The following is a 25803-nucleotide window of genomic DNA, read 5'->3' as shown; positions in this document are numbered from 1 at the left end:
CCCCCGTCACGACGGGTGTGGTCAGCGACGCCGGCTGAGGATGCCCGCTCCCGCGAGGACGAGAAGGCCGAATCCGCCGACGAGCAGTTCCAGTTGTCCGCCGAGCAGGACGGCCGGGGTGAGCCCGCTGCGCAGCTCGACGTCGTCGACCATTACCCCCGTGGTGTAGGCGGGGATCGCGTCGACCGTCGACCCGTCGGCACCGATGATCGCGCTCGATCCGACGGTCGAAATGTTGACGACGGCCCGACCGGTCTCGAGGGCGCGGATGCGGGCGATGGCGAGCTGCTGCACGCTCTCGTCGGTGCGCCCGAAGTCGGCGTTGTTGGTCTGCGCGAAGATGATCTGCGCCCCGTCTCGGGCGCTCTCGCGCAGCAGTGCGTCGTCGACGATGTCGAAGCAGATGTTGACGGCGGCGACCGCGTCGCCGAGGTCGAAGATCGGGCTCGTCGTTCCCGGGGTGTACTCGCGGCCGATGAGGCCGATCAGGTCGGGTGCGAACGGCTCCCAGAACTCGCGGTCGGGGACGTATTCGCCGAAGGGCACGGGGTGGCGCTTGTCGTAGATATCGGTGACGCCCTCCCCCGGCTGCCAGAGCAGCGACGAGTTGAAGACGTCGTCGCCGCGCTCGGTGATCGTGCCGAGCACAACGGGAGCGTCGGCGGCTTCCGAGATCAGATCGATCGCCTCGGCGGCGGACCGCGACTCCAGCGGGTCGAGGTCGGCCGCCCCCTCGGGCCACACGATCACGTCGGGATCGTCGTCGAGCGCGGGCAGCGTGGCGGCGAGGTGGCCGTCGAGGATCTCACCCTGATAGTCCCGCTGGTCGAAGTAGCCCGAGCGGGTGTTGCCCTGCACCGCAGCGACTCGGAGAGTGCCGTCCACGGCGGTCTGCCACGCCGGAACGGCGAGGGTCGCAGCGACGGCGATGCCCAGGGCGAGAGCGCTCATCACCGGCCGCCGTGCGCCCATCGCTCCCCGAAGCGGGGTAGCGAGGAACGCCTGCAGCACCGCGACGGCGAAGGCGGTGAGCCAGACCATCAGGAAGCCGACGCCAGAGATGCCGAACCAGGCGAAGAGGTCGCGGAGCGGGCTCTCGGCCTGAGACATCGCGACCCGAGCCCACGAGAAGCCGCCGTAGGGCCACACCGAGCGGATGCCTTCGTCGGCGATCCAGAGCCCGGCGACCACCACCGGGAGGAGACCTAGCCGCCCTGCACGCGACGGCCACACCCGCGGCACCCACCGGTAGGCGAGCGTGATGAGCGTCGACCCCGCGGCGACGAACAACGCCTGCAGCGTCGACAGAGCGATCCACGGCACGTCCCCGAGGAAGAGCGTCGCCCACTCGATGTGGGTCAGGTAGAAGCTCAGCCCGAAGACCAGACCGACGAGGAACGCCGCCCCGGCGCGGCGACCCTGGAGTGCGACGAGGACCATGCCGATGCCGACGAACGCGAGCGGCCAGATCCCGCGGTCCGGGAACGCGCCGTCGAGCAGGAAGCCGGCGAGGAGCGCGGTGACGAGCGCTCCCCACAACGGCAGAGGTGCTCCCCGCTCGGGGTCAGCCGACACTGCTGTACGCCACGATGCCGCGCCGGATCGCGTCGATCGCCTGACGCGCGGTACGCGCCTGCTTGCCGTCGGCGACGATCGAGATCTGGTCGAGCAGGTCGATGGTCTGCTTCGACCACCGCACGAAATCGCCCGCCTGCAGGTCGGCGTCGCGCAGCACCTGATCGAGCCGGCCACCGCGCGCCCAACGGTGCATCGCCGTGGCGAGACCCGTCGACGGCGGATTGGAGCCCGGCAGCCTGTGCCGCTGTTCGACGTCGTCGAGTCGCGCCCAGATCTCCTGCAACTGTTCGAGCGCGGCCGGGAACGCACCGCGGGGCAGGTACCGCTCCCCGACCGCCTCCTCGCGCCGAGGCTCGAAGACGAGGGTGGTGGCGAGCGCCGCGAACGACGCGGGGTCGAGTTCGCGCCACACACCGCGACGGAGGGTCTCGGCGACGAGCAGGTCGCGCTCGCCGTAGATCCGCTTCAGCATGGTGCCGTTGCCGGTGAGTACGAGGTCGTCGTCGCCTCGCTTCAGGTAGCCCTCGTCGAGCAGCACCTCGCTGACCCGGTCGAAGATCTTCGCCACGGCGCCGGTGCGCGATTCGATCTGGCGACGCAGTTCGTCGGTCTGCCGCTTCAGCCGCCACCAGCGCTCGGCCCAGCGCGAGAGCTCCTCGCGGCGCGGCGACGAGTGGGCCGGGTGCGAACGCAGGCGCTGCCGCAGCGCGGCGAGCTGCCGCTGATCCTTGTCCCGCTGACCGCGTCCGCGGTCGCGGTTCTGGGCGTTGCGGCGTTCGATGTCGCTGATCTCGCGGCGGATCGCGGCGTACTCGGCGAAATCGCCGCTTCGGCCGGTGTCATCCTTCATCGCCTTCTCGTAGCCCGCGAGCGACTCCTCCTGCTGGCGGACCTTGCGGGCGAGGTCGACGACGGCGCGGTCGGCCTGGAACTGGGCGAAGCTCGATTCGAGGATCTCGCGGGTGCGCGCCCGGCCGAACTGCTCGATGAGGTTGACGGCCATGTTGTAGGTGGGTCGGAAGCTCGAGTTCAACGGGTAGCTGCGCCGTGACGCGAGCGCGGCGACGGCCTGCGCATCGAGACCGTCGCTCCACTGGATGACGGCGTGCCCCTCGACATCGATGCCGCGCCGACCGGCGCGACCGGTGAGCTGCGTGTACTCCCCCGACGTGATCGGCACGCGGGCCTCGCCGTTGAACTTCTCGAGCTTCTCGAGCACGACGGTGCGGGCCGGCATGTTGATGCCGAGGGCCAGCGTCTCCGTCGCGAAGACGACCTTCACCAGCTTGCGCTGGAAGAGCTCCTCGACGACCTCCTTGAACGCGGGCAGGAGTCCGGCGTGGTGGGCGGCGACCCCGGAGAGCAGTCCCTCCATCCACTCCCAGTAGCCGAGCACGGCGAGGTCCTCGTCGAGCAGGGTCCTGCAGCGCTCTTCGACGATCGCGCGGATCTCGCCGCGCTCCTCCGCGTCGGTGAGACGCACGCCCGCGCGCATCACCTGGCGGACCGCGGCGTCGCAGCCGGCGCGGCTGAAGATGAAGAAGATCGCCGGGAGCAGGGTGCGCTCGCCGAGCATCGAGATCATCTCGGAGCGATCCATGCGCCCGCTGTCCGGGCGAGGGGCGCGCGGGTGCCGGCGGCCGACGTCGTTGCCGCGGCCACCGACCGTGCGCGAGCCGTAGCGGGCCAGCTGGACGAGCTCGGGGTTGACCCGATGCGTCGCCGCCTTGCCCGCCGACGCCGCGTCGAGCGCGGACTGGGTGTCGAAGAGGTCGACGAGCTTGCTGCGCACGAGGACGTGCTGATCGAGCGGCACCGGACGCTCTTCCGAGACGATCACGTCGGTGTCGCCGCGCACCGCCTGCAGCCAGTCGCCGAACTCCTCCGCGTTGGACACCGTCGCCGACAGCGAAACCAGGCGGACGTGCTCGGGGAGGTGGATGATCACTTCCTCCCACACCGCCCCGCGGAAGCGGTCGGCGAGGTAGTGCACCTCGTCCATCACCACGTATTCGAGGTCGTCGAGCAGCGCCGACCCGGCGTACAGCATGTTGCGCAGCACCTCGGTGGTCATGACCACGAGGCGGGCGCCGGCGTTGACGTTCGTGTCGCCGGTCAGCAGACCGACCTCGTCGGGCCCGTACTCGTCGACGAGCTCGTTGAACTTCTGGTTCGACAGCGCCTTCATCGGCGCCGTGTAGAACAGCTTCGACCGCGATCCGCGCATCGCGAGGAACGCCGCGAACTCGGCGACGAGGGTCTTCCCCGCGCCGGTGGGGGCCGCGACGAGCACGCTGCGACCCTTTTCGAGCGAGCGGCAGGACGCCTCTTGGAAGGGATCCATCTCGAACGAGAGACCGGCGGCGAAGGTCTCGACGAGCGGCGCCTCGCGCTTGGCACGGGACGCCGCATACCGCTCGGACGGGGAGAGTTCGGGGCTCACGTGACGAGCTCGGCGCTCAGCGCGTCGACCCGACGTGCGACCGCCCGGTCGTGCAGGAACGCGATGAACCAGGCGGCGAAGTAGAGGAAGACCATGGGGATCGCGAGGAGGAACATCGAGAACACGTCGGCGGCGGGCGTCGCGATCGCGGTGAACACGGTGATGCCGACGATCGCCCACCGCCACGCGCCGATGATGCCGCGGGCGGAGACGACCCCGAGGAAGTTGAGCAGCACGACGAAGACGGGCAGCACGAAACCGATGCCGACCACGATGATGAGCTTCAGCACGAAGTCGAAGTAGTACCGGGCGCTGTAGAAGCTCGAGTCCTCTTGCGGCACGAAGCTCGCCATCAGTTCGACGATGTGCGGCCACACCGACCAGCCCGCGAAGCACCCGCCGAAGAACAGCGGAACCGCGGCGAAGAAGAAGCCGAAGCTGTAGGCGCGCTCGCGCTTACTGAGGCCCGGCACGATGAACGCCCAGATCTGGAACAGCCAGATGGGAGCCGACAGCACGAGCCCCGTGTACAACGCGATCTGCAGACGCAGGTCAAAGGCTTCGGAGATGTTGGTGTAGTTGATGCTCGCGTTGTGCTGCGACGCGATCTCGACGACGGGCGCCCGCAACGCATCCCAGATGTTCTCGGAGATGAGGAACCCGACCACCATGCCGACGAGCAGGGCGATGGCGGAGATGAGCAGACGTCTGCGCAGTTCGACCAGATGATCGCGAAGCGTCATCCGACGCTCACGATTGGAGCCGCGCGCCGGGCGCGTGGCCATGCCTACTTCTCTGGCTTGTGATCAGGCTCGCTGGCCGCCGGGGCCGCCATCCCGGCGGGAGGTTCCTCCGTGTACACCACGGGGGTCTCGGCGTCGCGCTTCTCGGTCTCGACCTTGTCGGTCTGGATCTCGTTGCGGAAGATCTTCATCGACTGGCCGACGCTCTTGGCGAGCGCGGGGAGCTTCGTGGCCCCGAAGACGAGCAGGATCACGATGAGGACGATCAGGAAGTGCCAACCGGTGAGATTACCGAGCATCGTCTACGACCCTTCGAGTGGCTTCCGCTGAAGTCAACAGTCTACCCCGCGCGATTCGCAGCTCGCGGCGACGCTCCCGACGCTCGGATCGCGCCTCCTGGACGGCGTCGTAACGGGCGTCCACCTCACTGCGCGGCTGCAGGATGCTCGGCACGAACGGCTCGGGGGCGAGCTCCTCGCGGGCGCCGTCGAGCAGGTCGAGCTTGGCGGTGAGCTCGCCGAGCGCCTCCGCCGCGGTCATCGCCTTGCGGAACAGCATCCACCCGCACGCGGCGAGCACGGCGAGGAGGGCGAGCACGAGGCCCACCCAGATCAGCACCCACGACCACGGCGGCATGCGACGAGCCTATTGCCCGTACTGGGCGAGGCCCTGAGAGGCCCAGTCGGCGACGGCGTCGCGCGCCGCCGCGGGCGAGTAGACGGTGATGAGCCCGGGCAGCCCCGCGACGAGACGCTTGAGCGAATGGAAGTGACCGACGCGGACCGTGACCGTCGTGGTGCCGCTCACAGTCCCCCGGGTCGTCCGGGTGCCGTCGGGGAGGAAGTCGCCAAGGAGCGGCAGCACGCTGTCCGCGACCTCCATCTGCACGAGCAGGTCGTCGGGCGAGGTCTCGAAGAGCGTGTCAGAGATGGACACCTCGCCGCGGCTGCGGACGATCTCCTTCTCGGTCGCCCGAAGGTCGCTCATCCGGTCGACGCGGAAGGTGCGCACCGCCTCGCGACTGTGGTCCCAGCCGCGGAGGTACCAGCTGAGATCCTCGGAGTCGATGCGCAGCGGGTCGACGACGCGGTGTTCGACGACGCCGCGGGCGTCCCGGTAGTCGAACTCGACCTGACGGCCCGCCACGAGGGCTTCGCGCAGCGGCCCGAGCGCGCGGTCGGTCTGGCGGGTCGACACGGCGACGGGGCTCGGGGCCGACGACGCGCCGCTCGCGAGCTTGCGGGACAGCGAGGCGATCGCGGCACGATCGAGGTTCTCGGGGAGCGCCGACAGGTACTGCAGCCCGGCGAGCAGCGCCGCCGCCTCGCGCGCCGAGAAGCGCGGCGAGTCGTCGATCGCGACCGCGTGGGTCAGCTCGATCAGGTCGTGATCCTCGAACGCGTCCCAGTTGATGTCGAAGAGGTCGTCGGGCTGATAGGCGGAGCTCTCGCCGGGCACGCCCGAGACGGCGATCAGACGGATGGCGTCGCGCATGTCGTCGTCGGAGACGCCGAAGTGGGCGGCCGCCTCGGTGACGGTGACGCCGTCGTGCTCGATGAGGTAGGGCACCAGTGAGAGCAGGAAGGCGAGCTTGTCCTGGGCGCCGAGCGGCTTGGCCATCAGTGAGCCCTCCGATCCGAGTGCCGTTCCGCGACGCGCTGAAGGCGGGCGATGACGGCGTCGCGCACCGACGCCGGCTCGACGACCCGAGCTTCGGGGCCGTACGAGGCGATCTCGTCGGCGATCAGCGCGGGGTCGGCGCAGCCCACGACGAGGCGACGCCGGCCGTCGCCCTGAACGACCGGCGCGTCCTGATGGTCGCGGACCTGCAGTCGTCGCTCCGCGTCGGAGCCCGGTACGACGTCGACCGTCACCGACCCGGCGGCGAGAACGCGGTCGAGCTCGGCGATCGCGTCGGCGGCGGGATCGCCGTCGGGGGCGTCGAAGACGGTGCGGGTCTTCGTCACCGCACCGGTGATCCGGCTCAACAGGAAGTTCCGCATCGCGTCGCGCCCGAGGTCGCGCGCGGACAGGTGCCAGCGCCCCTCGTGCGTGACGAGGGCGTACGGCTCGACGGTGCGCACGGTCGCCGAGCTCTCGCCCGGCTTCAGATAGGCGAAGCGCACGACCAGGTGCCGGGCGATCGCTTCGCTGAGGGTGTCGAAAGCGGGGTCCCGCACGCGGACCCGAGGCGCGTATCCGATCGTGCTGTCGTCCACCTCCATGCCGAGGGAGCGGAGCTTCAGCAGCGCCCGCCGCGACTCGCTGGAGAGGGACCCCTCGCGCCAGACCTCGGCGGCGAGGTTCAGCAGCGTCGTCTCCTCGGGCGTGAAGGTGACCTCGTCGGGCAGGTCGTACGCGCCCTTGGGGATGCGGTAGCGCAGCAGCTGGTTGTTGCCGGTCTCGAGCGGCGACTCGACCGTCTCGAGCGGCACCCCGAGGTCGCGGATGTCGTCCTTGTCGCGCTCGAACTGACGCTCGAGCGTCGCGTTGTCGCGGCCCGGCGCGTAGCGCTGCCGGTACCCCTGCACGCTCGAGAGGATCTCGGCCTTCGTGAGGCCGTGCTCGGTGGCGATCAGCGCGAGCACGAGGCTGAAGAGACGCTCCTCCGCCGGAACCGTATCCGCCATCGGCTCTCTTTCGCTGCTCGCTTCGGGGGTGGGTTTCGCCTCGACTACTGAACGGCCAGGATGTCGATCACGAACACCAGGGTGGAGTTCGCCGGGATCGCGGCGGATCCCTGCTCGCCGTAGGCCTCATCCGGAGGGAGCACGGCGACGACCTGCGAGCCGACCTTCCTGCCGATGATCGCCTTCGCGAAGCCGCTGATCGTCGAGTCCTCGCTGGCGACCAGGGTCAGCGGCTCTCCGGTGTCCCACGACGACTCGAAGACGGTGCCGTCCTCCCAGAGCACGCCGGTGTACTGCACGAGCACCGAGTCGCCCTCGGCGACGGTCTCGTCACCGTCGCCCGCGATCAGGGTGGAGACGCGGAGGTCGGTGGGAGCGTCGCCCGTCGGCAGGGTGATGCCGGGGCGGCCATCAGGGGCGCGGACGACCGAGGGCACTCCTGCCTCCGAGGGCAGGATGGTGCCGTGCGCACGAGAGGTGACGCTCGAGATGATGTCGACGACCGCGACGAGCGAGTCGTCGGCGGACATGCCCTGCGGCACGTTGCCGTCGGGGAAGGCCTCCTCGCCGGGCAGTGTCACCGCGACGCGCGAGCCGACGGTCTTGCACTCGAGGCCGTCCTGCAGCCCCTGGATGACGAGGTCGCCGAACTCGAACTGGCTGGGGCTGCCCTCGTCGTACGACGAGGTGCCGACGACCGAGCCGTCGGTGCCGCTCAGCAGGGTGAGCTGCAGACCGACCCACTGGCCGTCCTGGAGCGGCTGACCGTCGCCCTCGATGAGGGTCGAGGCCTGGATGCCGTCGGAGTAGAGAGGAGTGGGGAACTCGATGTCGGGCTGGTCGCCGAGCGACCCGGTCGCCGTGACGGTCGACGACGCTCCCCCGCTCGCGACGGGGTCGCCGCAGGAGCCGGGGTCACCCGTCGAGCAGGCGGTGAGGGCGAAGGCGAGCACACCGGTCGTCGCGATGGCGGCGGCGGCGCGCACGTGTCGGGAGTTCATCGCAGCTGTTCCTACCTCGTCGAAATGGTCGCCCTCGCGACCGCGGATCAGTCTAACCGCGCGCGACGCGCCGACCGACTGATGCGCTCGTCACTCCCCCGTCGCGTCGCCGTCTTCCTCGTCGTCTTCGTCGTGGTTGTCTCTGTCACGCTGTTCGCGGGCGAGGGAGGCGGCGGCGCCGGCCTGCGCCTCCCGGGCGCGCTTGCGGAGGTTCTTGTCACTGACCGACCGCTCGCCGAGCGCACCGGGAGTCCAGATCTCGACGTCCTCGTCGCCGTACTCGGTCTTCGAGGCGCGCTTCTGCGGCGCGGGCAGCACGGCGCCGGGGGCGAGTCGGCGCGCGGTGATCAGGAATCCGGTGTGCGCGACCATCCGGTGATCGGGGCGGACGGCGAGACCCTGCACGTGCCATCCGCGCACCAGGGTCTCGTTCGATTCGGGTTCGGTGAACAGCCCGGTGTCGCGGATCGCCTCCGCGACCCGCGAGAGCTGGGTCACCGTCGCGACGTAGCAGAGCACCACTCCGCCGGGGGTCAGCGCGTCGGCGACGACGCCGATGCACTCCCACGGGGCGAGCATGTCGAGGACGACCCGGTCGACGCTGCCCGCCTCGACGGCGTTCGGCAGCTGCTCGGTCAGGTCGCCGGAGACGATGCTCCAGTTGTCGGGGTCTTCGCCGGTGAAGCCGACCACGTTGCCGCGGGCGACGTCGGCGAACTCGTCGCGGCGCTCGAACGAGACGAGCCGCCCCTCCGAACCGATGGCCCGCAGCAGCCAGAGACTGAGCGCGCCGCTGCCGACACCCGCCTCGACCACGGTCGCACCGGGGAACACGTCGGCGCGCGCGACGATCTGGGCCGCGTCCTTCGGGTAGACGATCGCGGCGCCGCGCGGCATCGACATGACGAAGTCGGACAGCAGAGGACGAAGCGCGAGGTACTTCACCCCGGCCGAGTTCTCGACGACCGAACCGTCATCGAGCCCGATGAGGGTGTCGTGGTCGAGCACCCCGCGGTGACTGTGGAACTGCTTGCCCGAGGCCAGGATGATCGTGTTGAGCCGGCCCTTAGGCCCGGTCAGCTGTACTCGGTCGCCCTCTCGGAAGGGCCCTGCGAAGTTCACGCGTCCTCCTCGATCCGAGTGCCGCGGGTCGCGAGCAGCTCGGTGATGTCGTCGATGCCGCGTCCGTCGAGCGTCGGCCATGTCGTGTGTCGGTCGGTGTCGGGGATCTCGACGATGTGCGGCACGGCGATCGCCGTCGCGCCCGAGGCGACAGCCGCAGCGAGGCCCGTTGCCGAGTCCTCGATGACGACGCAGTCCTCGATCGGGACGCCCAGCCGCTCGGCGGCGAGCAGATACGCCTCGGGATGCGGCTTCGGGAGCTCGACGTCGCTGCCCGACACGATCACTTCGAAGGCGGGACCGTCGATGCCGATCGCCTCGGGGATGGCGTCGGCGACCAGTTCGGCCATCCGTCGGATCGACATGGTGACGAGCGCGGTCGGCACGCCGGCGTCGTGCAGCGAGCGCAGCAGTTCCCGCGCGCCCGGGCGCCACGGGACCTCCTGACGGATGCGGTCCATCACCTCGTCGGTCATGTGGTCGACGATGCGGTCGATCTCCCACGGCACACCCTTGGCGCGCAGCACCTCGCCGCTGTACCAGAGACCGGCCCCGACGAGGTCGAGCGCGTCCTCGGGAGTCCAGGTGCCGCCGTAGCGGGCGACGAGCTCGCTCTGCGAGTCGAACCAGTACGGCTCGCTGTCGATGAGCGTTCCATCCATGTCCCAGAGCACGGCGGAGGGAAGGGCGGCATTCACGGGGAACCAGTCTACGGCGCGCGCGGCACCCGCCCCGGTCGGCGCACCTCATCCAGGACCTATCCTTGGAGCTGCGTGGAAGCGCGGCGTCCAGTGGAGCAGCGCTCGCGCCACCTGCGGCGAAAAGGAAGGGTGGGCTCGTGGATCAGACACGGCGCTTCGGCGAAGGACGCCTTCTCGTCGTCGCCTTCGAAGGCTGGAACGACGCGAGCGAAGCGGCGTCGGGTGCGGTGACCGTGCTCCGCGACGCCCTCGGGTTGACGGCGCTGCACGAGTCCGACCCCGAGCAGTACTTCGACTACCAGTTCACGCGCCCCGTGATCTACACCGACGACGACGGCAACCGCGCACTGCGCTGGCCGTCCGCGACCTTCTACGGCCCGGCCACCTCGTCGGCGGCTCTGCCCCGCGGAGTCCAGCCCGAGGTCGTCCCCGACGGGCAATCGGCGGCCTCCGATGCGCCGCTGTCGGAGATCGAGAACGTGTTCGTGCTCGTCGGCAGCGAGCCGTCACGCGGCTGGAAGAGCTTCTCGGCGGAGATCCTCGATCAGGCGCTGGTGCATGACATCACCGGCATCGTCGTCCTCGGCGCGATGCTCGCCGACGTCCCGCACACGCGTCCCATCTCGGTGTTCGCGTCGAGCGAGAGCGCCGAGCTGCGGCAGGAGTTCGGGCTGGAGCGCAGCACCTACGAGGGGCCGGTCGGCATTCTCAGCGTGATCGCCGATGTCGCCGACGCGGTCGGGATCCCGACGGTGTCGATCTGGGCGTCGGTCCCCCATTACGTGCACAACGCTCCGTCGCCCAAGGCGACCCTCGCGCTGATCGAGAAGCTCGAGGAGATCGTCGGTCTGCCGATCCCCCGCGGCGATCTCGAGGACGAGGCGACCGCGTGGGAGTCGGGCATCGATGCTCTCGCCGGTGAGGACGAGGACATGGCGGCGTACATCGAGCAGTTGGAGCAGGCCCGCGACACCGTCGATTCGCCGGAGGCGAGCGGTGAGGCGATCGCGAAGGAGTTCGAACGCTACCTCCGCCGTCGCGGCGACGGCCGCGAGGGCTTCGCCGGCGGCGACCAACCCCTCTGACGCTCGTCCCGCCCGTTGAGCGAAGCGATACGAAGGGCGCTACTCCCCACCCGGACGTCGGCCCTGCGGTCTCGATGCGCTCCGCTTACTCGACCCTGGGCCCATGGCGCACGCTTGCGCCAGGGATTCAATACGCTCCTTCGTCGCTACTCAACGACCGGGACAAGGCCCGCCCGTTGAGCGCAGCGATACGAAGGACGCGGTCTAACAGCCCGGTCGTCGAGTAAGCGAAGCGCACCGAGACGGCTCGAGTAGCGAGGAACGAGCGTATCGAGAGCGCAGCCCGCGCTCAGGCGGCCGGAGGCTCTAGGAGGTCGTCCCAGTCGTGGTGCTTGCGGACGTACGCGGCGACGAACGGGCACTGCGGTTCGATGCGCTTGCCGTTCTCGCGGGCGCCGTCGAGCGCCGCGCGGACGAGCGCGCTGCCGACGCCGCGTCCCTCCATCGACTCGTCGACGACCGTGTGCGTGAACACCCACACGTCGTCGCCCTCGGGGCGGAACTGCGCAACACCGGCGTACTCGCCGCCCACCTCGGCGACGTAGCGGTCGTGGTCGGGGTCGAAGCGCACTGTCGTCTCGTCGCTCATCGGGCGTCCTCTCGGTTCGGTTCGTTCGTGTCAGCGGCGCGGCTTCAGCCGCACCGTCGGAAGCTCGGGGGCGGGCAGCACCCGGTCCCACGCGACCGGGAAGGCGCCGAAGTCGTCGACATCGCCGGACGAGCCGTCCTCGAACGTGGCGACCCGAGCCTGCCACGCGCGGCGGTGCTCGGCGATCTCCTCATGGCTGCGGCCGATGAAGTTCCACCACATCACGATCTCCTCACCGAACGGCTCGCCGCCGATCAGCAGCAGCCGTGCGCCGTCGGATCCCGCCTGCAGGTGCAGCCGATCGGTGCCCGCGGCGCTGAACAGCAGCTCCGCGGCCTCCCCGGCGACGCCATCGAGCCGGACGGACCCCGTGTCAACGAGCACCCCGTGCTCGAACCCGGCGTCGACCGGCAGATCGAGCGACGCGTCGGGGTCGAGAGCGATCTCCGCCCCGACCACGCGACTCCAGGTGCGGATCGGTGAGCTCTCCCCGACGAGTTCGCCGAGGAACACCCGCAGGCGCGCGCCGCCGAAGACGACCTGCGGCGCGGCGTAGTGCTGGAAGTCACGCTGCCCCGCACGGCGTCCGTCGGGCAGCGCGATCCACAGCTGGGCGCCGTGCAGGCGAGAGGTGAGCGGGGTCGAGTACTCGGAGTGCGCGATGCCGTGGCCCGACGTCATCAGGTTCACCTCGCCCGGGCGGATCAGCGACACGGTGCCGACCGTGTCCCGGTGCTCGACCTCGCCCTCGAACAGCCAGGTGACGGTCTGCAAGCCGGTGTGGGGATGCCCGGGCACCCGCATACCCCCGGTCGCGGCGACATCGTCGGGACCGTAATGGTCGACGAAGCACCACGCCCCGATGAGCGAGCGCCGGCGTTGCGGCAACGTGCGACGCACCGTCATCGATCGCACACCGCCGAGCGGGACGTCGCGCGGGGTGAGCACCTCGACCGCCGAGCGCGCGGGAGCATCGACGCCAGTGACGACGCCGGGATCGCGCTCGAGGTTGGTCACGCGCCCATCGTCTCACTCATCGCATCGTGCGCCTACGGCTGCAGAACGCCCGTCGAGAGCAGCACGATCAGCAGCCCACCGAGCAGGATGCGGTAGATCACGAACGGCAGGAACGAGCGCTTCGAGATGTAGCGCAGGAAGAAGGCGATCACGGCGAGGCCGACCCCGAACGCGACGACGGTCGCGAGAGCCGTCTCGAGCCCGCCGTACACCTCGGGAGTGCACGCCGCGGCCGCGGCCGCGGCGGAGTCGGGGGCGCATGGCTCCGACACCGCCTTGTACAGCTGGTAGAACCCGCTGCCGAAGACGGCGGGGATGGCGAGGAGGAACGCGTACCGGGCGGCCGCGGCGCGGGAGTAACCGAGGAATCGGCCGGCGGTGATCGTGCCGCCCGAGCGCGAGACGCCGGGGATCAGCGCGAGGGCCTGGGCGAAGCCGTAGGCGACGGCGTGCCAGCCGGTGAGGTCCTTCAACTCGCGGGTCTGGCGGCCGAAGTAGTCGGCGACGCCGAGCAGGATGCCGAAGCCGATCAGTGTGCCGGCGACGATCCAGAGCGACCGGAACGTGGTCTCGATGTCGTCCTGGAAGAGCAGGCCGAGCACCACGATCGGCACCGAGCCGAGAATGATGTACCAGCCCATCTTCGCGTCCGGATCGTTGCGCCAGACCCTGACATAGCCCGCCTTGTCCCGCACCGCGAAGAGTGCGAGGAACCATCGCGAGACAATGCGGACGATGTCTCGCCAGAAGTACACGATGACCGCGGTCTCGGTGCCGAGTTGAGTGATCGCCGTGAACGCCGCTCCGGGGTCCTTGGCACCCGGGAGGAGTTCGCCGACGATGCGCAGGTGCGCACTCGACGAGATCGGCAGGAACTCGGTGAGCCCCTGCACGAGTCCGAGAAACAGCGCCTCGAGCAGCTGCATGGGTCCTCCGTCACGGATGGGCGGGCGAGAAGGACGCCACGGGCGACATCCGCCGCGACAGCCTAACCGCCGCCGCGGCCGAGACCCGTCACGGCACGATGGAGTCGACGTATCCGCCGTCGACGCGCACCGCCGCCCCGGTCGTGGCGGATGCGAGCGGCGACGCGAGGTAGACGACGAGGTTCGCGATCTCTTCGGGCTCGATGAGGCGCTGCAGCAGCGACTGCGGGCGGTGTTCGCGCATGAACACCCGCTGCGCCTCCTCCCAGGGCAGGTCCCGGTCGACGAGCTGGTACACGAAGTCTTCGACGCCGCCGGTGTGGGTGGGGCCCGCGATCACCGAGTTCACGGTCACCCCGGTGCCCGCGGCCTCTTTCGCGAAGCCGCGGGAGACGGCGAGCAGCGCCGTCTTCGACATGCCGTAGTGGATCATCTCGGCGGGGATGACGATGGCGGAGTCGCTCGCGATGTTCTGCACTCGCCCCCATCCGGCCTCGATCATGCCGGGCAGGTAGGCGCGGGTCAGGCGGACCGCGGTCAGCACGTTGACCTCGAAGTACCGCCGCCACTCGTCGTCGGGGATCTCGAGCGCCGCCGCCTGTTCGAAGATGCCGAGGTTGTTGACGAGCACGTCGACCCGCGGCACCGTGTCGAGCAGCGCGGCGGTGCCGTCCTCGGTCGCGACGTCGGCGACGGCGGGAACCAGATCGGCACCCGGAATCTCGCCCCCGATCCGGTCGATCGCCGCCGAGACCGTGCGTTCGGAGCGGCCGTTGACGGCCACTCGCGCACCGGCGGCGGCGAGGCCACGGGCGATGGCGGCGCCGATCCCGGAGGTCGATCCGGTGACGAGGGCGGTCTTCCCTGACAGGTCGATCTTCATGACGCCCATTCGATCACGGGTCGCCGGGGCGCGGGTCAGTCTCTGCGCCCGGGTGCGGCGTCGGTGCGTGCGGGCTTCGCGCCCTCGGCGAGGCTCCACAGCGCCCTCTGCGCGAGCAGCCCGATCTCACGCAGCAGCGACGGGTCGTCGGTCCGGTCGGTACGCGGCTCGGGGTCGTAGACGCAGAGCGCACCGAGGCGGTGACCGTCGGGCGAGTTGAGCGGGTAGCCCATGTAGAAGCGCACGCGCTCGGCGACGGTCGTGCGCGCGAACCGCTCGTCGCCGGCGGTGTCGGGGACGACCATCACGTCGTCCTGCTCGATGGTGCGCGCGCAGATCGACGACGCACGGTCGAGCCCGTCTCCCGCCATCTCGATGCCCGTCGACGCCCCGACCCACTGCCGTTCGTCGTCGACGAGGGTGATGGCGGCGCCCGCCGTGCCGAACATGCGCTGGGCGAGGTCGACGACCTTGTCGAGGTCGGGTGTCGCGGACTCGGTCAATTTGCGGAAGGCCGCGACGGCCACGGCGCGATCGCCTTCGTCATCCCCGGTCTCGTTCGGCACGGCGGCGACGAAGACGGTCGAATCGAGTTCGTCGGCGATCACCTTCCCCCACTGCTCGTAGGAGCGCGACGTGCGGAACCGGTCGCCGGTGCCGGGCGTGTTCGGCGGGAGGCTGAACCAGCGGATGCCCTCGTGGTCGGCGACGAGGCCGGCGCCCAGCCGGTTGAGACGCACGGCGCGGCGTTCGCCGATGGCACCGAGCCGGGAGTCGAAGACGCGCATCGATCGGAACGGATAGGGCCCGACGAAGAGGATCGGCAGTGCGGGGTCGTCGGCGCGCAGGTGCGCGATGATGCGGTCGATCCCGTCGCACCACTCGGACAGCGGCGTGAAGGTGAGCGCCTCGGGGCCGCCGATCACCACGACGGCCAGCTGCGACCGTCGGATCGCCCGTGCGGGCACCCGGTCGACCACGTCTCCGACCCGCAGGTCGCGGTCGACGACGGCGATCACGTCGACCCCGCGGCCGGTCGCTGCGCCGAGGTGACGCGCGATCTGTCCGGGCAGTGCGAGCTCGTGGCTCGCCACCCCGAGCCCGACGGCGGGACCGTTGCCGATGAGGAGGGCACGGATGGGCGACGGCCCCGGTGCGTGGCCCCGCGGCTCGTCCGTCGGTTGCGGGAGAGTGCCGAGCGGTCCCTGATCGACCGAGCGGTACCACAGCCGCATGGTGGGGCCGAGCAGTCGGCTCAGTGGTGACGGCGCGAGGCGTCGGTGCGCTCTGCGCGCTCCACGAGACGTCTGCGGCCGGGGCATGCCGTTCAGGCTAGCCGCGCGAATCGTTCGGGAGACGGCAGGTCAGCGGCTGTTCAGTACTCTCGCAGAAGGTCCTTCAGTACCCGGTGACCGAAGTCGAGGGCGTCGAGCGGCACCCGCTCGTCGACGCCGTGGAACATGCCGGGGAAGTCGAGATCGGCGGGCAGCCGCAGCGGCGCGAAGCCGTATCCGGTGATGCCGAGCTCCGACAGCGCCTTGTTGTCGGTCCCGCCGGACATCAGGTACGGCAGCACACCGGCGTCGGGGTCGTGCCGTCCGAGCAGCGACACCATCGTGTCGACCAGCCGGCCGGAGAACGCCGTCTCGAGGCCGACGTCGCGGTGCACGACCTCGATCTCGATATCCGGTCCGACGATCGCTCGGATCTCGTCGAGCGTCTGCTCCTCCTCCCCCGGAAGGCATCGGACGTCGACCAGGGCGCTCGCCGCGGCGGGGATGACGTTGTGCTTGTAGCCGGCGGCGAGGACCGTCGGATTCGTCGTCGTGCGAAGGGTCGCCCGGAGGAATCCCGACGCGGTGCCGGTGGCGAGCAGCAGCTCGTCGGGCGCGGTCTGCTCGGGGTCGGCGCCGAGGATCTCCGCGATGCCCGCGACGAGTTCGCGCGTGGTGTCGGTGAGCCGGATCGGCCACTCCCTGCGACCGAGGGCGACGACCGCCTCGGCGAGAGCAGTCACGGCGTTGTCGGCGATGAGCCGCGAGCCGTGCGCGGCGTCGGCGCGCGCGGTGAGGCGGATCCAGACGAGCGCTTTCTCGCCGGTCTGCAGCAGGTAGGAGCGGCGCCCGCCGAAGGTGACGGAGTAGCCGCCCACCTCGCTGATCGCCTCCGTCGCGCCGGCGAACAGCTCGGGGTGGTTGTCGACGAGCCAGTGCGAGCCCAGGACTCCCCCGGCCTCCTCGTCGGCGAAGAACGCGACGACGAGATCGCGCCGCGGACGCTCGCCCGAGCGGAGGATCTCGCCGAGACTCGTGAGGATCATGGCGTCCATGTCCTTCATGTCGACCGCGCCACGACCCCAGAGCATCCCGTCGCGGACCTCTCCGGCGAACGGGTCGACGGACCAGTCGGCCGGCTCCGCGGGCACGACGTCGAGGTGACCGTGCAGTACGAGGCCGGGCAGCGAGCGGTCGGCGCCCTCGACCCGGGTGACGACCGAGACACGCCCGGGCTGCGACTCGAAGAGCTGAGGGGCGAGACCGATCGAGCGCAGGTGGGCCTCGACGTAGGCCGCCGCCTCGCCCTCCCCTTCGGAGCGCCCCTCGCCCCAGTTCACCGTGGGGAAGCGGATGAGGTCGCGGGCGATCGACGCGGTGGGGCTGAGCGGAGCGGGCTCGGTCATGGCTCCAACGCTAACCGCAGTCGCCCCTGACGCCCCCGGAACCCGCTCGCTCGAACCGCTCGCGAGGCGCGCCGGAGGCACCCGTGTACACGAGTGCCCTTCGGCTCGTGCTAGGCTCGCTCGTCGGGAAATGAGCCGAAAGGTTCGCTTCCAGATCACTCGTCCGGGTGGCGGAAATGGCAGACGCGCTAGCTTGAGGTGCTAGTGCCCGTATAGGGCGTGGGGGTTCAAGTCCCCCCTCGGACACACTGGTTGAGACAGTGCGAAGGGCCCCGCTTCTGAGAAAGAAGCGGGGCTGTTCTCTTGTCGGAGCGACTCACCACTTCTTCGTCATGCCGGTGGATCGGGCGAGCTCGCCGTTCTCCTGAGTGACGACCAGCCCGTGCGAACTCCGAGCGCTGACCGTCAACGCATCCAGCCATGCCTTGTTGATCGACGGTGCTCGCGAGCCGTCGAACTTGAAGAAGACGTCGCCATCCGGGTGAAGCCAGATGGAACTGCGACCGTCCCCGACCGATAACGCGTCGAGCCAGGACATGACGAAACTCTCCCGACGCCGGAACTGCTGCACGATCACGATCTGCAGGTGCGCGAGCAGACGGTCGTCGAACGCGATGACCGTCCCGTCGTAGCTCAGCGACCCCATCGATCAGCCCTCCTGCAGTGGGGACCGGCTCTCGGTGTCGCCGGCGTCGGAGGCGTCGAAAGCACGGAGCCGCTCGAGCATCCGCGCGACCTGCTCGCCATTGTCGGGCGCGGGGAGACTCGATTCGGAACTCTCGACGAGAAGCACGGTGCCGCTGTTGAGCAGGAAGGTCACCGCCACCTCGCTGCCGTCGAAGCCGATCGCCTGCAGCGTGACGGTGTCTCCGGTCCCGCTTCTGGCTATCAGCGCGGCGTACTCCATCAAGGTGTCGGCCGCCTCGTCGCCGATCAGGAGCGACTTGTCCGCCATCGTCAGATGCTTCACGCCACGAACGTAGGCGCCGAGAATCGGCGGCTTCCAGGGGATTGACGATCCCCGGCGATCGCCCTAGGACCAGCCTGTCAGTCCTTCGTACGGAACCCGCACTCCGGGCATCGCCATCCCACCGGTGTCACCACCAGCGCCGTCCCGCACTGCGGACAGGTCTGCACCCTCCGCCGCATCATCGCAACACCGATACCACCCGATCGCGCGAACATGTCCGCTCCCCTCCGCCGCGACTGCGTCGCTTCAATGCTGACGAAACGGCGTTCTTCTTCCAGGGGGTGGACAGGATCGGCGGTCGTCGGATAGTGCACTTCCGGCCGCAGGCGTCAATCCCCTGGCTCGAATCGAACCGCGGGTGTCTCGTGGGTGTATGCCACAAGTCAGCCACCGACTCTCCCCGCAGCGAGTGGTCGTCCAGCCTGAACTCCTCGAGGTGACGGCGCTCAACGAGCACTCGTGGCAGGTCTGCGACTCACGCCGTGAACCGACCGACGCCATGCGCCTGCTCGCCTTCATCGAACGCCGCCGCGACTCCTATCGGATCACCTGGCTGGCCGGCGGGCGTGGCTGGGCGATCTTCCGCGACTTCGACGCCGCCCTTCGCTCGGTCAGAATCCGCTGCCTCGATCAGAGCCTCGACGACTGACCCGACTCGAAGTGATCTGAGCCGTTCACGACGTGCTCGTGCGGCTCCTCCTTCGGCTCAGGGACGATCCGAAGACCCGACGAGGAGTTCGCCGCAGCCATCAACTCCTCGATCCACGCCCGATTCACTGACGGACTGCGGCTGCCGCTGAACTTGAACCCGACCTCGATCGACGGGTGCACCCATACCGAGGAGCGTCCGCCGCCCGATTCCGACTCGTCGCGCCAGGAGAAGAAGAACGCCTCGTTGCGACGCAGCTTCGCACCCATGACGAGCTGAAGGTGCGCGAGAAGGCGATCATCGAACTCGACCGGCGGATGCGAGCCGTACACGAACTTGCCCATGGCGCGACCTTCTCTCCGGGCACCCGTGCTCCCCGTTGAGCCGTGAGCCCTGCGCCAAGATTCCCGCCGATCGCGGGATGCGTCAATAGCGCAGTCAGCGCGCCTCGCGTGTCGCCTTGGCGTTGGCCTTCTTGATCGCGTCGACGAGTTCGTCCTTCTTCATCGTCGAGCGGCCCGAGATGTCGAGCTTCTTCGCGATGCCGAGCAAGTGCTCCTTCGAAGCATTCGCGTCGACACCGCCCTGGGTGTCGCCCTTCGAACCGCGACTGCCCGCCGCCTTCTCGTCGGAGGGTCCGCTCTCGTCCTTCTTCTCCCAGTGGTCGCCCACCTTCTCGAACTCATGCTTCAGGGCCGAGAACGCGGTGCGGTGAGCGCGCTCCCCCTCGCCGTAGCTCTCGACCGCCGAATCGTGCGCCTTCGACCAGATCTCCTGCGCGTGCTTCGGCGACCGCTCGATGGTCGACGGCATCTCGTCCTTCGCGGGCATGGTCTCCTCCTGTCGGGTCGGACTCCTCCACCGTTCGTACGCGCTCACGGCACCGCGGGCAAGGCCGCTACAGCAAAGCCCCAGTTGCCACACAGGTCTTGCTCGTGGGCGCCCGAGCCCCGACACTTCCGTCATGGCACAGCGCGGGCCCTATGCGAAGAGCGCCGTCACGCGCGAACACGTCCTCGACGCCGTACTGCGCGTCATCGCCGAAACCGGATACGCCGGAGCGACGCTGCAACAGGTGGCCGACGCCGTCGGCATGAGCAAGGCGGGCATCCTCCACCACTTCGACTCGCGCGACGCGCTGCTCGTGGCGGTACTCGCCCGCCGGGACGATCTGAACCGCCTGCGCGTCGACGAGGGCGCCATCCCCCTCGATGGGGACGGCAGCGCGACCGTGCTCGCCGAGCTCACGGCGGTCATGCGGCACAACGAGACCGTTCCCGGGCTCGTCGCGCTGTACACCGCCCTCGCCGGGGCGGCCGCCGCCGACGCCGGGGAACGCGAGAGCCGCCGCTACTTCGCGGGCCGTTTCAGTGCCCTGCGGACGGCGTTCGCGGGCTCGGTCCGCGCGGCGCAGCGGGAGGGCGCGATCCGCTCCGATCTCGACGCCGAAACGGTCGCCACGCTGCTCATCGCCGCGGCGGACGGCCTGCAGGTGCAGTGGCTGCTCGAGCCGTCGATCGACATGGGCGAACACCTCGACGCTCTGGCATCGCTCCTGCGGCCGTGACGTCGGCCGCCGCCCGGCTCAGGCGCGCAGAGTCTGCCACCGTGCGCCGACGCGACGAGTCATCCGCACTCGGGGGATGAACGCGAACGCGGCGGTGCCGAGCACGATCGCCTCGCCGATGCGCGCCGCCTGCTCGTCGCCGTCGGCCGTGAAGCGGACGGTGAGCACGGGCAGGCCGCCGACGATGCCGACGCTCGCCGCCTCGAGCACGGTGAACGATTCGGCTGCCGCGCTGGCGCCGGGCAGCACATCCTCCGGACGGACGCCGGGGACCAGCTCCCCGATCGTCATCGCGACGCGGTACGAGGGCACCGCTCGAGCTTACGGATGAGGGGCCGCCCGCATGGGTAGGCTCGGCGTGAGGAGAGGCGGGACATGGCGCGGCGCATCGTTCTTGCCGGCGCGTCCGGCTTCATCGGCACGGCGGTCGCCGAGGCGTTCCGAGCCGAGGGCGACGAGGTCCTGCTCGTCGGCCGTTCGGGTCCCGACGTCGCATGGGGCGACGCCGACTCGCTCGTCCGCGCCGTCGACGGAGCCGACCTGGTGGTGAACTTCGCGGGCAAGAGCGTCGACTGCCGCTACAACGAGGCGAACCGCCGCGAGATCCTGCGCTCGCGGGTCGAGACGACGACAGAGCTCGCCACAGCCATCGCGCGCGCTGAGAATCCTCCACCGCTGTGGATCAACTCGTCGACCGCCACGATCTACCGCCACGCGGACGACCGCCCCATGACCGAGACGACAGGAGAGCTCGGCGAGGGCTTCTCCGTCGGCATCGCCCGCGCCTGGGAGGAGGCGTTCTTCACACCCCCGCTGCCCGTCACGAGGCGGGTGTCGCTGCGCATGGCGATCGTGCTCGGCGACGGCAGCGCCCTGGTGCCGCTCCTGCGTCTCGCCCGCTCGGGACTCGGCGGCGCTCAACTGGACGGGCGCTGGCCTGCGACCGCCGAACGGCTGCGGGCGGGCACCTATCACCGGTTCCGCACCCGGTGGGGGCGTCAGCGGTTCAGCTGGGTGCACATCGATGACGTGGTCGGCGCGATCCGGTTCGTCCGCGACGACCCGCGGATCAGCGGGCCGGTGAACGTCGTCTCGCCGAACCCGTCGGACAACCGCACGATGATGGCGACGCTCCGCCGAGTGCTGGGAGTGCCCTTCGGCATCCCGCTCCCCCGGTTCGTGCTCGAGCTCGGATCGATGCTGATCCGCACCGAGACGGAGCTCGTGCTGAAGAGTCGTTGGGTGCTGCCCGAGACGCTCACCGAGGCCGGCTACCGGTTCGAGCACCCCGACCTCGAGGACGCGTTCCGCGACATCGTCACGGGGCGGCACTCGGGAGTCGTCGAACCCGTCTGATCCGGCGGTCGGGGTCGTCGGTCAGACGGTCGCGAGCTTGGCGCGCAGGTCGGCGTCGCTCGGCTCTACGAGGTGCGACCCGTCGGGGAACACGATGACGGGGATGTTCATCCGGCCGCTGATGGCCTTCGCCCGGTCGGCCGCGTCCTCGATGGCCTCGGTGTCGACGTACTCGTAGTCGATGCCGTCGGCGTCGAGCACCGCCTTCGACCGGCGGCAGTCACGGCACCAGTCGGCGCCGAACATGACGATGCGGGGATTCTCGGTGGTAGTCATCGAGGGAGTCAATGCGTGCGCATCGCGGAATATTCCGCGGCGCCCGCCCCGCGACGACCGTTCAGAGGTCGACGCTGTTGTTCTCTCCCACGTTCGGGCTGGTGTGAGTGATCGCCGCCTTCGCGTACTTGAGGAGGATGACCGGCTTCGGGTCGATGCTCGACCAGTACTCGGCACTGTCGGCCTGCACTTTGAGCAGCGCGACGTGCGGGTCGTCGCGTCCGTCCTCGAACCACGCCTCGGCGGCGGCGGTCCAGTACTCGTCGATTTTCGCGGGATCTTTCACGAGGCTGGCGGTGCCCGCGATGGAGACGTAGCCCTTGCCGGACTCGAAGCTCACGTTGACCTGAGGGTCGTTCTCGATCTGGTGCACCTTGTGCGAGTCGTCGGCGACGATGAACCAGAGGTCGCCGTCGAACTCGGTGTCGACGGCGGCGAGGGGTCGACTGAGCAGGCGCCCGTCTTCGTCGATGGTGGTGAGCAGCCCGATCCGGCCGCCCTTCACCAGCTTGCCGATCTCGGCGATCTCTTCCTGCGTTGCGCTCGTCATCGTGCACCCCTCGAGTCCTGTGGTGGGTAGGTCCGCGAACGCTAGCACCGCCCCATGGGTACCGCCCGGAGCGCTGTGTTTGCAAACGCCACGGGACTCTCTCGCTTCGGGACGGCCCTGGAGAGCCTCCTCAGCGAGCCGGCTTAGAACGGGGCGTCGTCCGGGAGCCAGGCTTTCATCACCAGTGGTGGTGCGCCCGGCATGGTGCGGCCTGGTGGGGCGAAGGTGCGGGCCGGTTTCGTCGTGTAGGTGCGGCCGGTCGGCGAGGTCCAGGTTAGGACGCCGCCCGGCGATGCGCTGACCCGCCACCGTTTGCGGCCTTTGACCATGTGGTGGCCTTTGCATAGGTGCGCGAGGTTCGCGGCGACCGTTTCGCCGTCTTCGGACCATGGTTTGGTGTGGTCGACGTCGCAGTGCTCGACGGACCGGGTGCAGCCGACGAACCGGCACACCTCATCCCGAGCCGCCAAGTAACGGCGCAACTGTTTGGGGACCTTGTAGGTGGTGCGCCCGAATGAGGTGATCGCCCCGTCCTCCGGGTCGGTGAGGATCCGGATCCACCCCTGCGCCTCCCCAGCGATCCGGCGGGCGGTCTCGGCATCGATCGGCCCATACCCGTCGAGCTGTCCCGGCTCATCCGACCGGCCCATCGCGGTCAGCACCGGCACGGTGGTCGACACTTGCGGGTTGATGCCGCGGCGGGCGGCCGGGGTGGCCTGCACCGGGTCACCTTCTCGCGCTGGTGCGGTGACGCCGCCGGCGTCGATGAGCAGGTCACGGAAGACGTCGGCTTCGATCTGCTGCAAGGTTCGGGTCTCACCCTCGACCATCAAACCCTTCGCGAGACCGGTCACGGAGGCGGCGGCACCGATGGCGTACTCGGCGGACATGTACGCGCCGTACCAGGCCATCCCCGCCCCTGCCGGCTCGACCGCGGTCCGCCTCTCGACGAGCGCTTCGCGGTGCTTCTCGATCAGCTCCTCGGGTTGCAGATCGGCGCGGATCTTCCGTGCCATTCGGTCGAACCGCGACAACGGCAGATCGACGAAATCCAGCAGGCGGGCCTCATACTCGGCGGCCAGCTCGGCGGCGAGCCCGTGGCCGTGTTCGACGAGGACCCGGGCGTGGCGTTCGGAGAATTCCGCCTGCCGCAACCGGCTCAGCGTGGTCGGGAACACCTGCACGAGGGAACGGGCGAGATCGAGCATCGACTGCGCGGTGCGCTCATGCACCTGCAACACCGCGGCGACCTCGGCCCGCAGTTCACGCCACTCCAGCGAATCGGGGTCGTGCCAGTCGGCGCCGAAGTCCCGGCCGAACTGCAGCCGCAACGCGTCGATGTACTCCAGCTGCTCCGCCTGATACACCCGCGACATGGCCTGCCGTTCGGCGATGCGCTCGACCAGCAACCGGGCAGCCGACATCGGCACCTCCACCGGCGGCTGCTCTTCGTCCATGCACCGACTCAACCAGCAACCGCCGACACTGGGAGGCACCTGAACACGAGCGCCTCCCGATATCGCTCGCATTCACGACGGCCCTGGCGGGCCTCCTCAGCGAGCAGGTGTGAGACTCCTCAGCGCGACGGAAGTTCGGCGCGGAGGACCGGGGTGTGACGGGCGAGCTCGTCGCCGATGCCGATGTCGACCAGGCGGATCTCCCCCGCCAGGGCCGACGCGGGCGGCAGCAGCAGACCCGCCTTCACGCCGCCGAACGTCACCGTGACATCGGCCGGGAGTACGCAGTCGTCGGGGACGGCGCCGGTGTCCGCGTCGATGCCGCTCGGAATGTCGACCGCGACGACGGTGGGGCGCTCCGGCGCAGCAACCGCGAGCAGCTGCCCCACGACCTCCCGCGCCGGCCCTCGCAGCGCGAGGTCGGGACGCCCCGCGGATCCGGTGCCGAAGAGACCGTCGATCACCACGTCGGCCGTCGGCAGCAGCACCTCGAGCGCGGTCGACCCGGCCGCCACCGTGGTCGCCCCGGCCGACAGCGCAGCGGCCAGCCCCTCGGCGTGCACCTTCTCGGGCACCACCGGAATCACCACGACCTCGACGCCCTCCGCCCCGAGCTCGGCAACGGCGAAGAGCGCATCCCCGCCGTTGTTGCCCGGGCCCACCAACGCGAGCACCCGCGCTCGGTCGCCCGCCTGCCGCATGTCCGCCCGTTCGACGAGCCGCTCGCGGACGACCGCCGCGAGCGCGGTGGCGGCACGCCGCATCAGCGGTAGCCCGGCCGCGAGGGAGGGCGCCTCCGCGGCACGCACCTGCGCGGCGGTGTACCCGGCGACCTCGGTCACGGCGCTACTTCGCCTTCGCCGCCGCCTTCGCGGCGCGTTTGAACTCGCGCACCCGGGTCAGCGAGTCGGAGTCGACGATGTCGGCGACCGACCGGTGACTGCCCTCCTCGCCGTAGGGCGCCGAAGCGTCGCGCCACCCTGCGGGCTCCACGCCGTACTGCTTGCCGAGCAGGGCGAGGAAGATCTTGGCTTTCTGGTCGCCGAAGCCCGGCAACGCCTTCAGCCGGCGCAGCACCTCGGGGCCGTCCGGGTCGTCCTGGGTCCAGATCCGGGCGGCGTCGCCGTCCCAGTGCTCGACGAGCGCCTCGCACAGGGAGCGGGTGCGCTCGGCCATCGAACCGGGGAACCGGTGCACGGCCGGCGCCTCTTTGAAGACCTCCGTGAGACGGTCCTGGTCGGTCGACGCGATCGCCGCCGCATCGAGGTCCCCCAACCGCTGCTTCACTTTGAGTGGTCCCGCGAACGCGGTCTCCATCGCCACCTGCTGGTCGAGGAGCATCCCGATGAGCAGCGCGAGCGGATCGGCGGCGAGCAGATCGTCGGCCTCGGGATCTCCGGTGATGTGCAGCGGTGCGGTCATGCGCTCATCCTCCCAGCCACTCCCTCGGTTCCGACAGGGCGGGTCTTCAGCTGATTCCCTGCCCGTCCGGTACACTGAGGCACAGCAAGGGGAGTACTCCCGTCTGCGGCGGACCCGTCAATACGGACTCATCGAAGTGTCCCGGCCCGTCGGCCACG

30 protein-coding genes and 1 tRNA gene are annotated in these 25803 nt (G+C 69.8%); 5 read left to right on the top strand and 26 right to left on the bottom strand.

All coding sequences use genetic code 11. The features are described from left to right. Nucleotides 1-21 precede the first annotated feature (21 nt). The 10 genes from lnt to NGH83_RS07055 all read right to left on the bottom strand — a co-directional run bounded on the left by lnt (nucleotide 22) and on the right by NGH83_RS07055 (nucleotide 10215). The gene (gene lnt, locus NGH83_RS07100; RefSeq protein WP_251858361.1) at nucleotides 22-1575 is read right to left on the bottom strand and encodes an apolipoprotein N-acyltransferase; all 1554 of its coding nucleotides are present in this window, start codon (nucleotides 1573-1575) and stop codon (nucleotides 22-24) included. Beyond that, nucleotides 1565-4021, bottom strand: a complete 2457-nt coding sequence (locus NGH83_RS07095; protein WP_251858360.1) for an RNA helicase — start codon at nucleotides 4019-4021, stop codon at nucleotides 1565-1567. The genes lnt and NGH83_RS07095 overlap by 11 nt, the downstream gene beginning before the upstream one ends. After that, nucleotides 4018-4806 carry a twin-arginine translocase subunit TatC gene (tatC, locus tag NGH83_RS07090; RefSeq protein ID WP_371872782.1) on the bottom strand — a complete coding sequence of 263 codons (789 nt, stop codon included), beginning with the start codon at nucleotides 4804-4806 and terminating at the stop codon, nucleotides 4018-4020. Before tatC ends, NGH83_RS07095 begins: the two co-directional genes overlap by 4 nt. A gap of 2 nt (nucleotides 4807-4808) precedes the next feature. Beyond that, nucleotides 4809-5063: a twin-arginine translocase TatA/TatE family subunit gene (gene tatA / locus NGH83_RS07085; RefSeq protein WP_251858359.1), complete on the bottom strand. Its 255-nt coding sequence runs from the start codon at nucleotides 5061-5063 to the stop codon at nucleotides 4809-4811. Beyond that, nucleotides 5053-5400, bottom strand: a complete 348-nt coding sequence (locus NGH83_RS07080; protein WP_251858358.1) for a hypothetical protein — start codon at nucleotides 5398-5400, stop codon at nucleotides 5053-5055. Before NGH83_RS07080 ends, tatA begins: the two co-directional genes overlap by 11 nt. Nucleotides 5401-5409: 9 nt before the next feature. Then, the gene (locus NGH83_RS07075) at nucleotides 5410-6384 is read right to left on the bottom strand and encodes a YafY family protein (RefSeq protein WP_251858357.1); all 975 of its coding nucleotides are present in this window, start codon (nucleotides 6382-6384) and stop codon (nucleotides 5410-5412) included. Beyond that, nucleotides 6384-7394 (bottom strand): YafY family protein, encoded by a 1011-nt coding sequence (locus NGH83_RS07070; RefSeq protein WP_251858356.1) that lies wholly within the window; start codon nucleotides 7392-7394, stop codon nucleotides 6384-6386. Before NGH83_RS07070 ends, NGH83_RS07075 begins: the two co-directional genes overlap by 1 nt. Before the next feature lie 44 nt (nucleotides 7395-7438). Next, a complete protein-coding gene (locus tag NGH83_RS07065) occupies nucleotides 7439-8395 on the bottom strand; it encodes an FKBP-type peptidyl-prolyl cis-trans isomerase (RefSeq protein ID WP_251858355.1) in 957 nt (318 codons plus the stop codon). A gap of 90 nt (nucleotides 8396-8485) precedes the next feature. Further along, complete coding sequence (locus NGH83_RS07060) at nucleotides 8486-9517, bottom strand: tRNA (adenine-N1)-methyltransferase (RefSeq protein WP_251858354.1); 1032 nt, start codon at nucleotides 9515-9517, stop codon at nucleotides 8486-8488. Then, entirely contained in the window at nucleotides 9514-10215 is a 702-nt protein-coding gene (locus NGH83_RS07055) for an HAD family phosphatase (protein ID WP_251858353.1), read from the bottom strand. Before NGH83_RS07055 ends, NGH83_RS07060 begins: the two co-directional genes overlap by 4 nt. Nucleotides 10216-10355: 140 nt before the next feature. Between NGH83_RS07055 and NGH83_RS07050 the strand changes: the two genes are divergently transcribed. Next, entirely contained in the window at nucleotides 10356-11303 is a 948-nt protein-coding gene (locus NGH83_RS07050; protein ID WP_251858352.1) for a PAC2 family protein, read from the top strand. Nucleotides 11304-11592: 289 nt separating this feature from the next. Here NGH83_RS07050 and NGH83_RS07045 read toward each other — a convergent pair whose 3' ends face one another. The 6 genes from NGH83_RS07045 to NGH83_RS07020 form a co-directional block, all read right to left on the bottom strand. Then, on the bottom strand, nucleotides 11593-11892 hold the full coding sequence (locus tag NGH83_RS07045; protein WP_251858351.1) for a GNAT family N-acetyltransferase: 300 nt from the start codon (nucleotides 11890-11892) through the stop codon (nucleotides 11593-11595). Between the two features lie 30 nt (nucleotides 11893-11922). Next, a complete protein-coding gene (locus NGH83_RS07040) occupies nucleotides 11923-12909 on the bottom strand; it encodes a pirin family protein (RefSeq protein WP_251858350.1) in 987 nt (328 codons plus the stop codon). A gap of 32 nt (nucleotides 12910-12941) precedes the next feature. Further along, nucleotides 12942-13835: an undecaprenyl-diphosphate phosphatase gene (locus tag NGH83_RS07035; protein WP_251858349.1), complete on the bottom strand. Its 894-nt coding sequence runs from the start codon at nucleotides 13833-13835 to the stop codon at nucleotides 12942-12944. 88 nt (nucleotides 13836-13923) lie between these two features. Beyond that, complete coding sequence (locus NGH83_RS07030; RefSeq protein WP_251858348.1) at nucleotides 13924-14718, bottom strand: SDR family NAD(P)-dependent oxidoreductase; 795 nt, start codon at nucleotides 14716-14718, stop codon at nucleotides 13924-13926. Nucleotides 14719-14753: 35 nt separating this feature from the next. Beyond that, the gene (locus NGH83_RS07025) at nucleotides 14754-16040 is read right to left on the bottom strand and encodes a GAF domain-containing protein (RefSeq protein ID WP_251858347.1); all 1287 of its coding nucleotides are present in this window, start codon (nucleotides 16038-16040) and stop codon (nucleotides 14754-14756) included. 53 nt (nucleotides 16041-16093) lie between these two features. Next, a complete protein-coding gene (locus NGH83_RS07020; protein WP_251858346.1) occupies nucleotides 16094-17398 on the bottom strand; it encodes a M20/M25/M40 family metallo-hydrolase in 1305 nt (434 codons plus the stop codon). A 161-nt stretch (nucleotides 17399-17559) separates the two neighbouring features. Here NGH83_RS07020 and NGH83_RS07015 point away from each other — a divergent pair. Beyond that, nucleotides 17560-17644: transfer RNA gene (locus NGH83_RS07015), tRNA-Leu, on the top strand. A 70-nt stretch (nucleotides 17645-17714) separates the two neighbouring features. Here NGH83_RS07015 and NGH83_RS07010 read toward each other — a convergent pair. Continuing rightward, nucleotides 17715-18044 carry an ATP-dependent DNA ligase gene (locus tag NGH83_RS07010; RefSeq protein WP_251858345.1) on the bottom strand — a complete coding sequence of 110 codons (330 nt, stop codon included), beginning with the start codon at nucleotides 18042-18044 and terminating at the stop codon, nucleotides 17715-17717. Between the two features lie 3 nt (nucleotides 18045-18047). Next, nucleotides 18048-18368, bottom strand: a complete 321-nt coding sequence (locus NGH83_RS07005) for a hypothetical protein (protein ID WP_251858344.1) — start codon at nucleotides 18366-18368, stop codon at nucleotides 18048-18050. Between the two features lie 373 nt (nucleotides 18369-18741). Between NGH83_RS07005 and NGH83_RS07000 the strand changes: the two genes are divergently transcribed. Further along, nucleotides 18742-19017 carry a hypothetical protein gene (locus tag NGH83_RS07000; protein ID WP_251858343.1) on the top strand — a complete coding sequence of 92 codons (276 nt, stop codon included), beginning with the start codon at nucleotides 18742-18744 and terminating at the stop codon, nucleotides 19015-19017. Here NGH83_RS07000 and NGH83_RS06995 read toward each other — a convergent pair. Both NGH83_RS06995 and NGH83_RS06990 read right to left on the bottom strand, forming a co-directional pair. Beyond that, nucleotides 18999-19361 carry an ATP-dependent DNA ligase gene (locus NGH83_RS06995; RefSeq protein ID WP_251858342.1) on the bottom strand — a complete coding sequence of 121 codons (363 nt, stop codon included), beginning with the start codon at nucleotides 19359-19361 and terminating at the stop codon, nucleotides 18999-19001. The genes NGH83_RS07000 and NGH83_RS06995 overlap by 19 nt on opposite strands. A gap of 94 nt (nucleotides 19362-19455) precedes the next feature. Next, nucleotides 19456-19848: a ChaB family protein gene (locus NGH83_RS06990; RefSeq protein WP_251858341.1), complete on the bottom strand. Its 393-nt coding sequence runs from the start codon at nucleotides 19846-19848 to the stop codon at nucleotides 19456-19458. Between the two features lie 133 nt (nucleotides 19849-19981). On the opposite strand from NGH83_RS06990, the gene NGH83_RS06985 reads away from it, so the two are divergent. Next, on the top strand, nucleotides 19982-20584 hold the full coding sequence (locus NGH83_RS06985) for a TetR/AcrR family transcriptional regulator (protein ID WP_251858340.1): 603 nt from the start codon (nucleotides 19982-19984) through the stop codon (nucleotides 20582-20584). 18 nt (nucleotides 20585-20602) lie between these two features. On the opposite strand, the gene NGH83_RS06980 is transcribed toward NGH83_RS06985, so the two are convergent. Beyond that, nucleotides 20603-20896, bottom strand: coding sequence for a hypothetical protein (locus NGH83_RS06980; RefSeq protein WP_251858339.1), 294 nt, complete (start codon nucleotides 20894-20896; stop codon nucleotides 20603-20605). Between the two features lie 63 nt (nucleotides 20897-20959). Between NGH83_RS06980 and NGH83_RS06975 the strand changes: the two genes are divergently transcribed. Continuing rightward, the gene (locus NGH83_RS06975) at nucleotides 20960-21940 is read left to right on the top strand and encodes an epimerase (protein ID WP_251858338.1); all 981 of its coding nucleotides are present in this window, start codon (nucleotides 20960-20962) and stop codon (nucleotides 21938-21940) included. Nucleotides 21941-21961: 21 nt separating this feature from the next. Here NGH83_RS06975 and NGH83_RS06970 read toward each other — a convergent pair whose 3' ends face one another. The 5 genes from NGH83_RS06970 to NGH83_RS06950 form a co-directional block, all read right to left on the bottom strand. Next, nucleotides 21962-22216, bottom strand: a complete 255-nt coding sequence (locus tag NGH83_RS06970; protein ID WP_251858337.1) for a glutaredoxin domain-containing protein — start codon at nucleotides 22214-22216, stop codon at nucleotides 21962-21964. 61 nt (nucleotides 22217-22277) lie between these two features. Then, entirely contained in the window at nucleotides 22278-22766 is a 489-nt protein-coding gene (locus NGH83_RS06965) for a pyridoxamine 5'-phosphate oxidase family protein (RefSeq protein WP_251858336.1), read from the bottom strand. Between the two features lie 143 nt (nucleotides 22767-22909). Further along, nucleotides 22910-24223 (bottom strand): HNH endonuclease signature motif containing protein, encoded by a 1314-nt coding sequence (locus tag NGH83_RS06960; RefSeq protein WP_251858335.1) that lies wholly within the window; start codon nucleotides 24221-24223, stop codon nucleotides 22910-22912. A 119-nt stretch (nucleotides 24224-24342) separates the two neighbouring features. Next, nucleotides 24343-25065 (bottom strand): NAD(P)H-hydrate epimerase, encoded by a 723-nt coding sequence (locus NGH83_RS06955; RefSeq protein ID WP_251858334.1) that lies wholly within the window; start codon nucleotides 25063-25065, stop codon nucleotides 24343-24345. 4 nt (nucleotides 25066-25069) lie between these two features. Continuing rightward, on the bottom strand, nucleotides 25070-25645 hold the full coding sequence (locus NGH83_RS06950; protein WP_251858333.1) for an HhH-GPD-type base excision DNA repair protein: 576 nt from the start codon (nucleotides 25643-25645) through the stop codon (nucleotides 25070-25072). Between the last annotated feature and the right edge of the window lie 158 nt (nucleotides 25646-25803).

The sequence above is a fragment of the Herbiconiux sp. L3-i23 genome, from assembly GCF_023734115.1.
Taxonomy (GTDB): domain Bacteria; phylum Actinomycetota; class Actinomycetes; order Actinomycetales; family Microbacteriaceae; genus Naasia.
The sequence above is the reverse complement of the archived record's forward strand: the minus strand, read 5'-3'. Positions and strand labels throughout refer to the sequence as shown.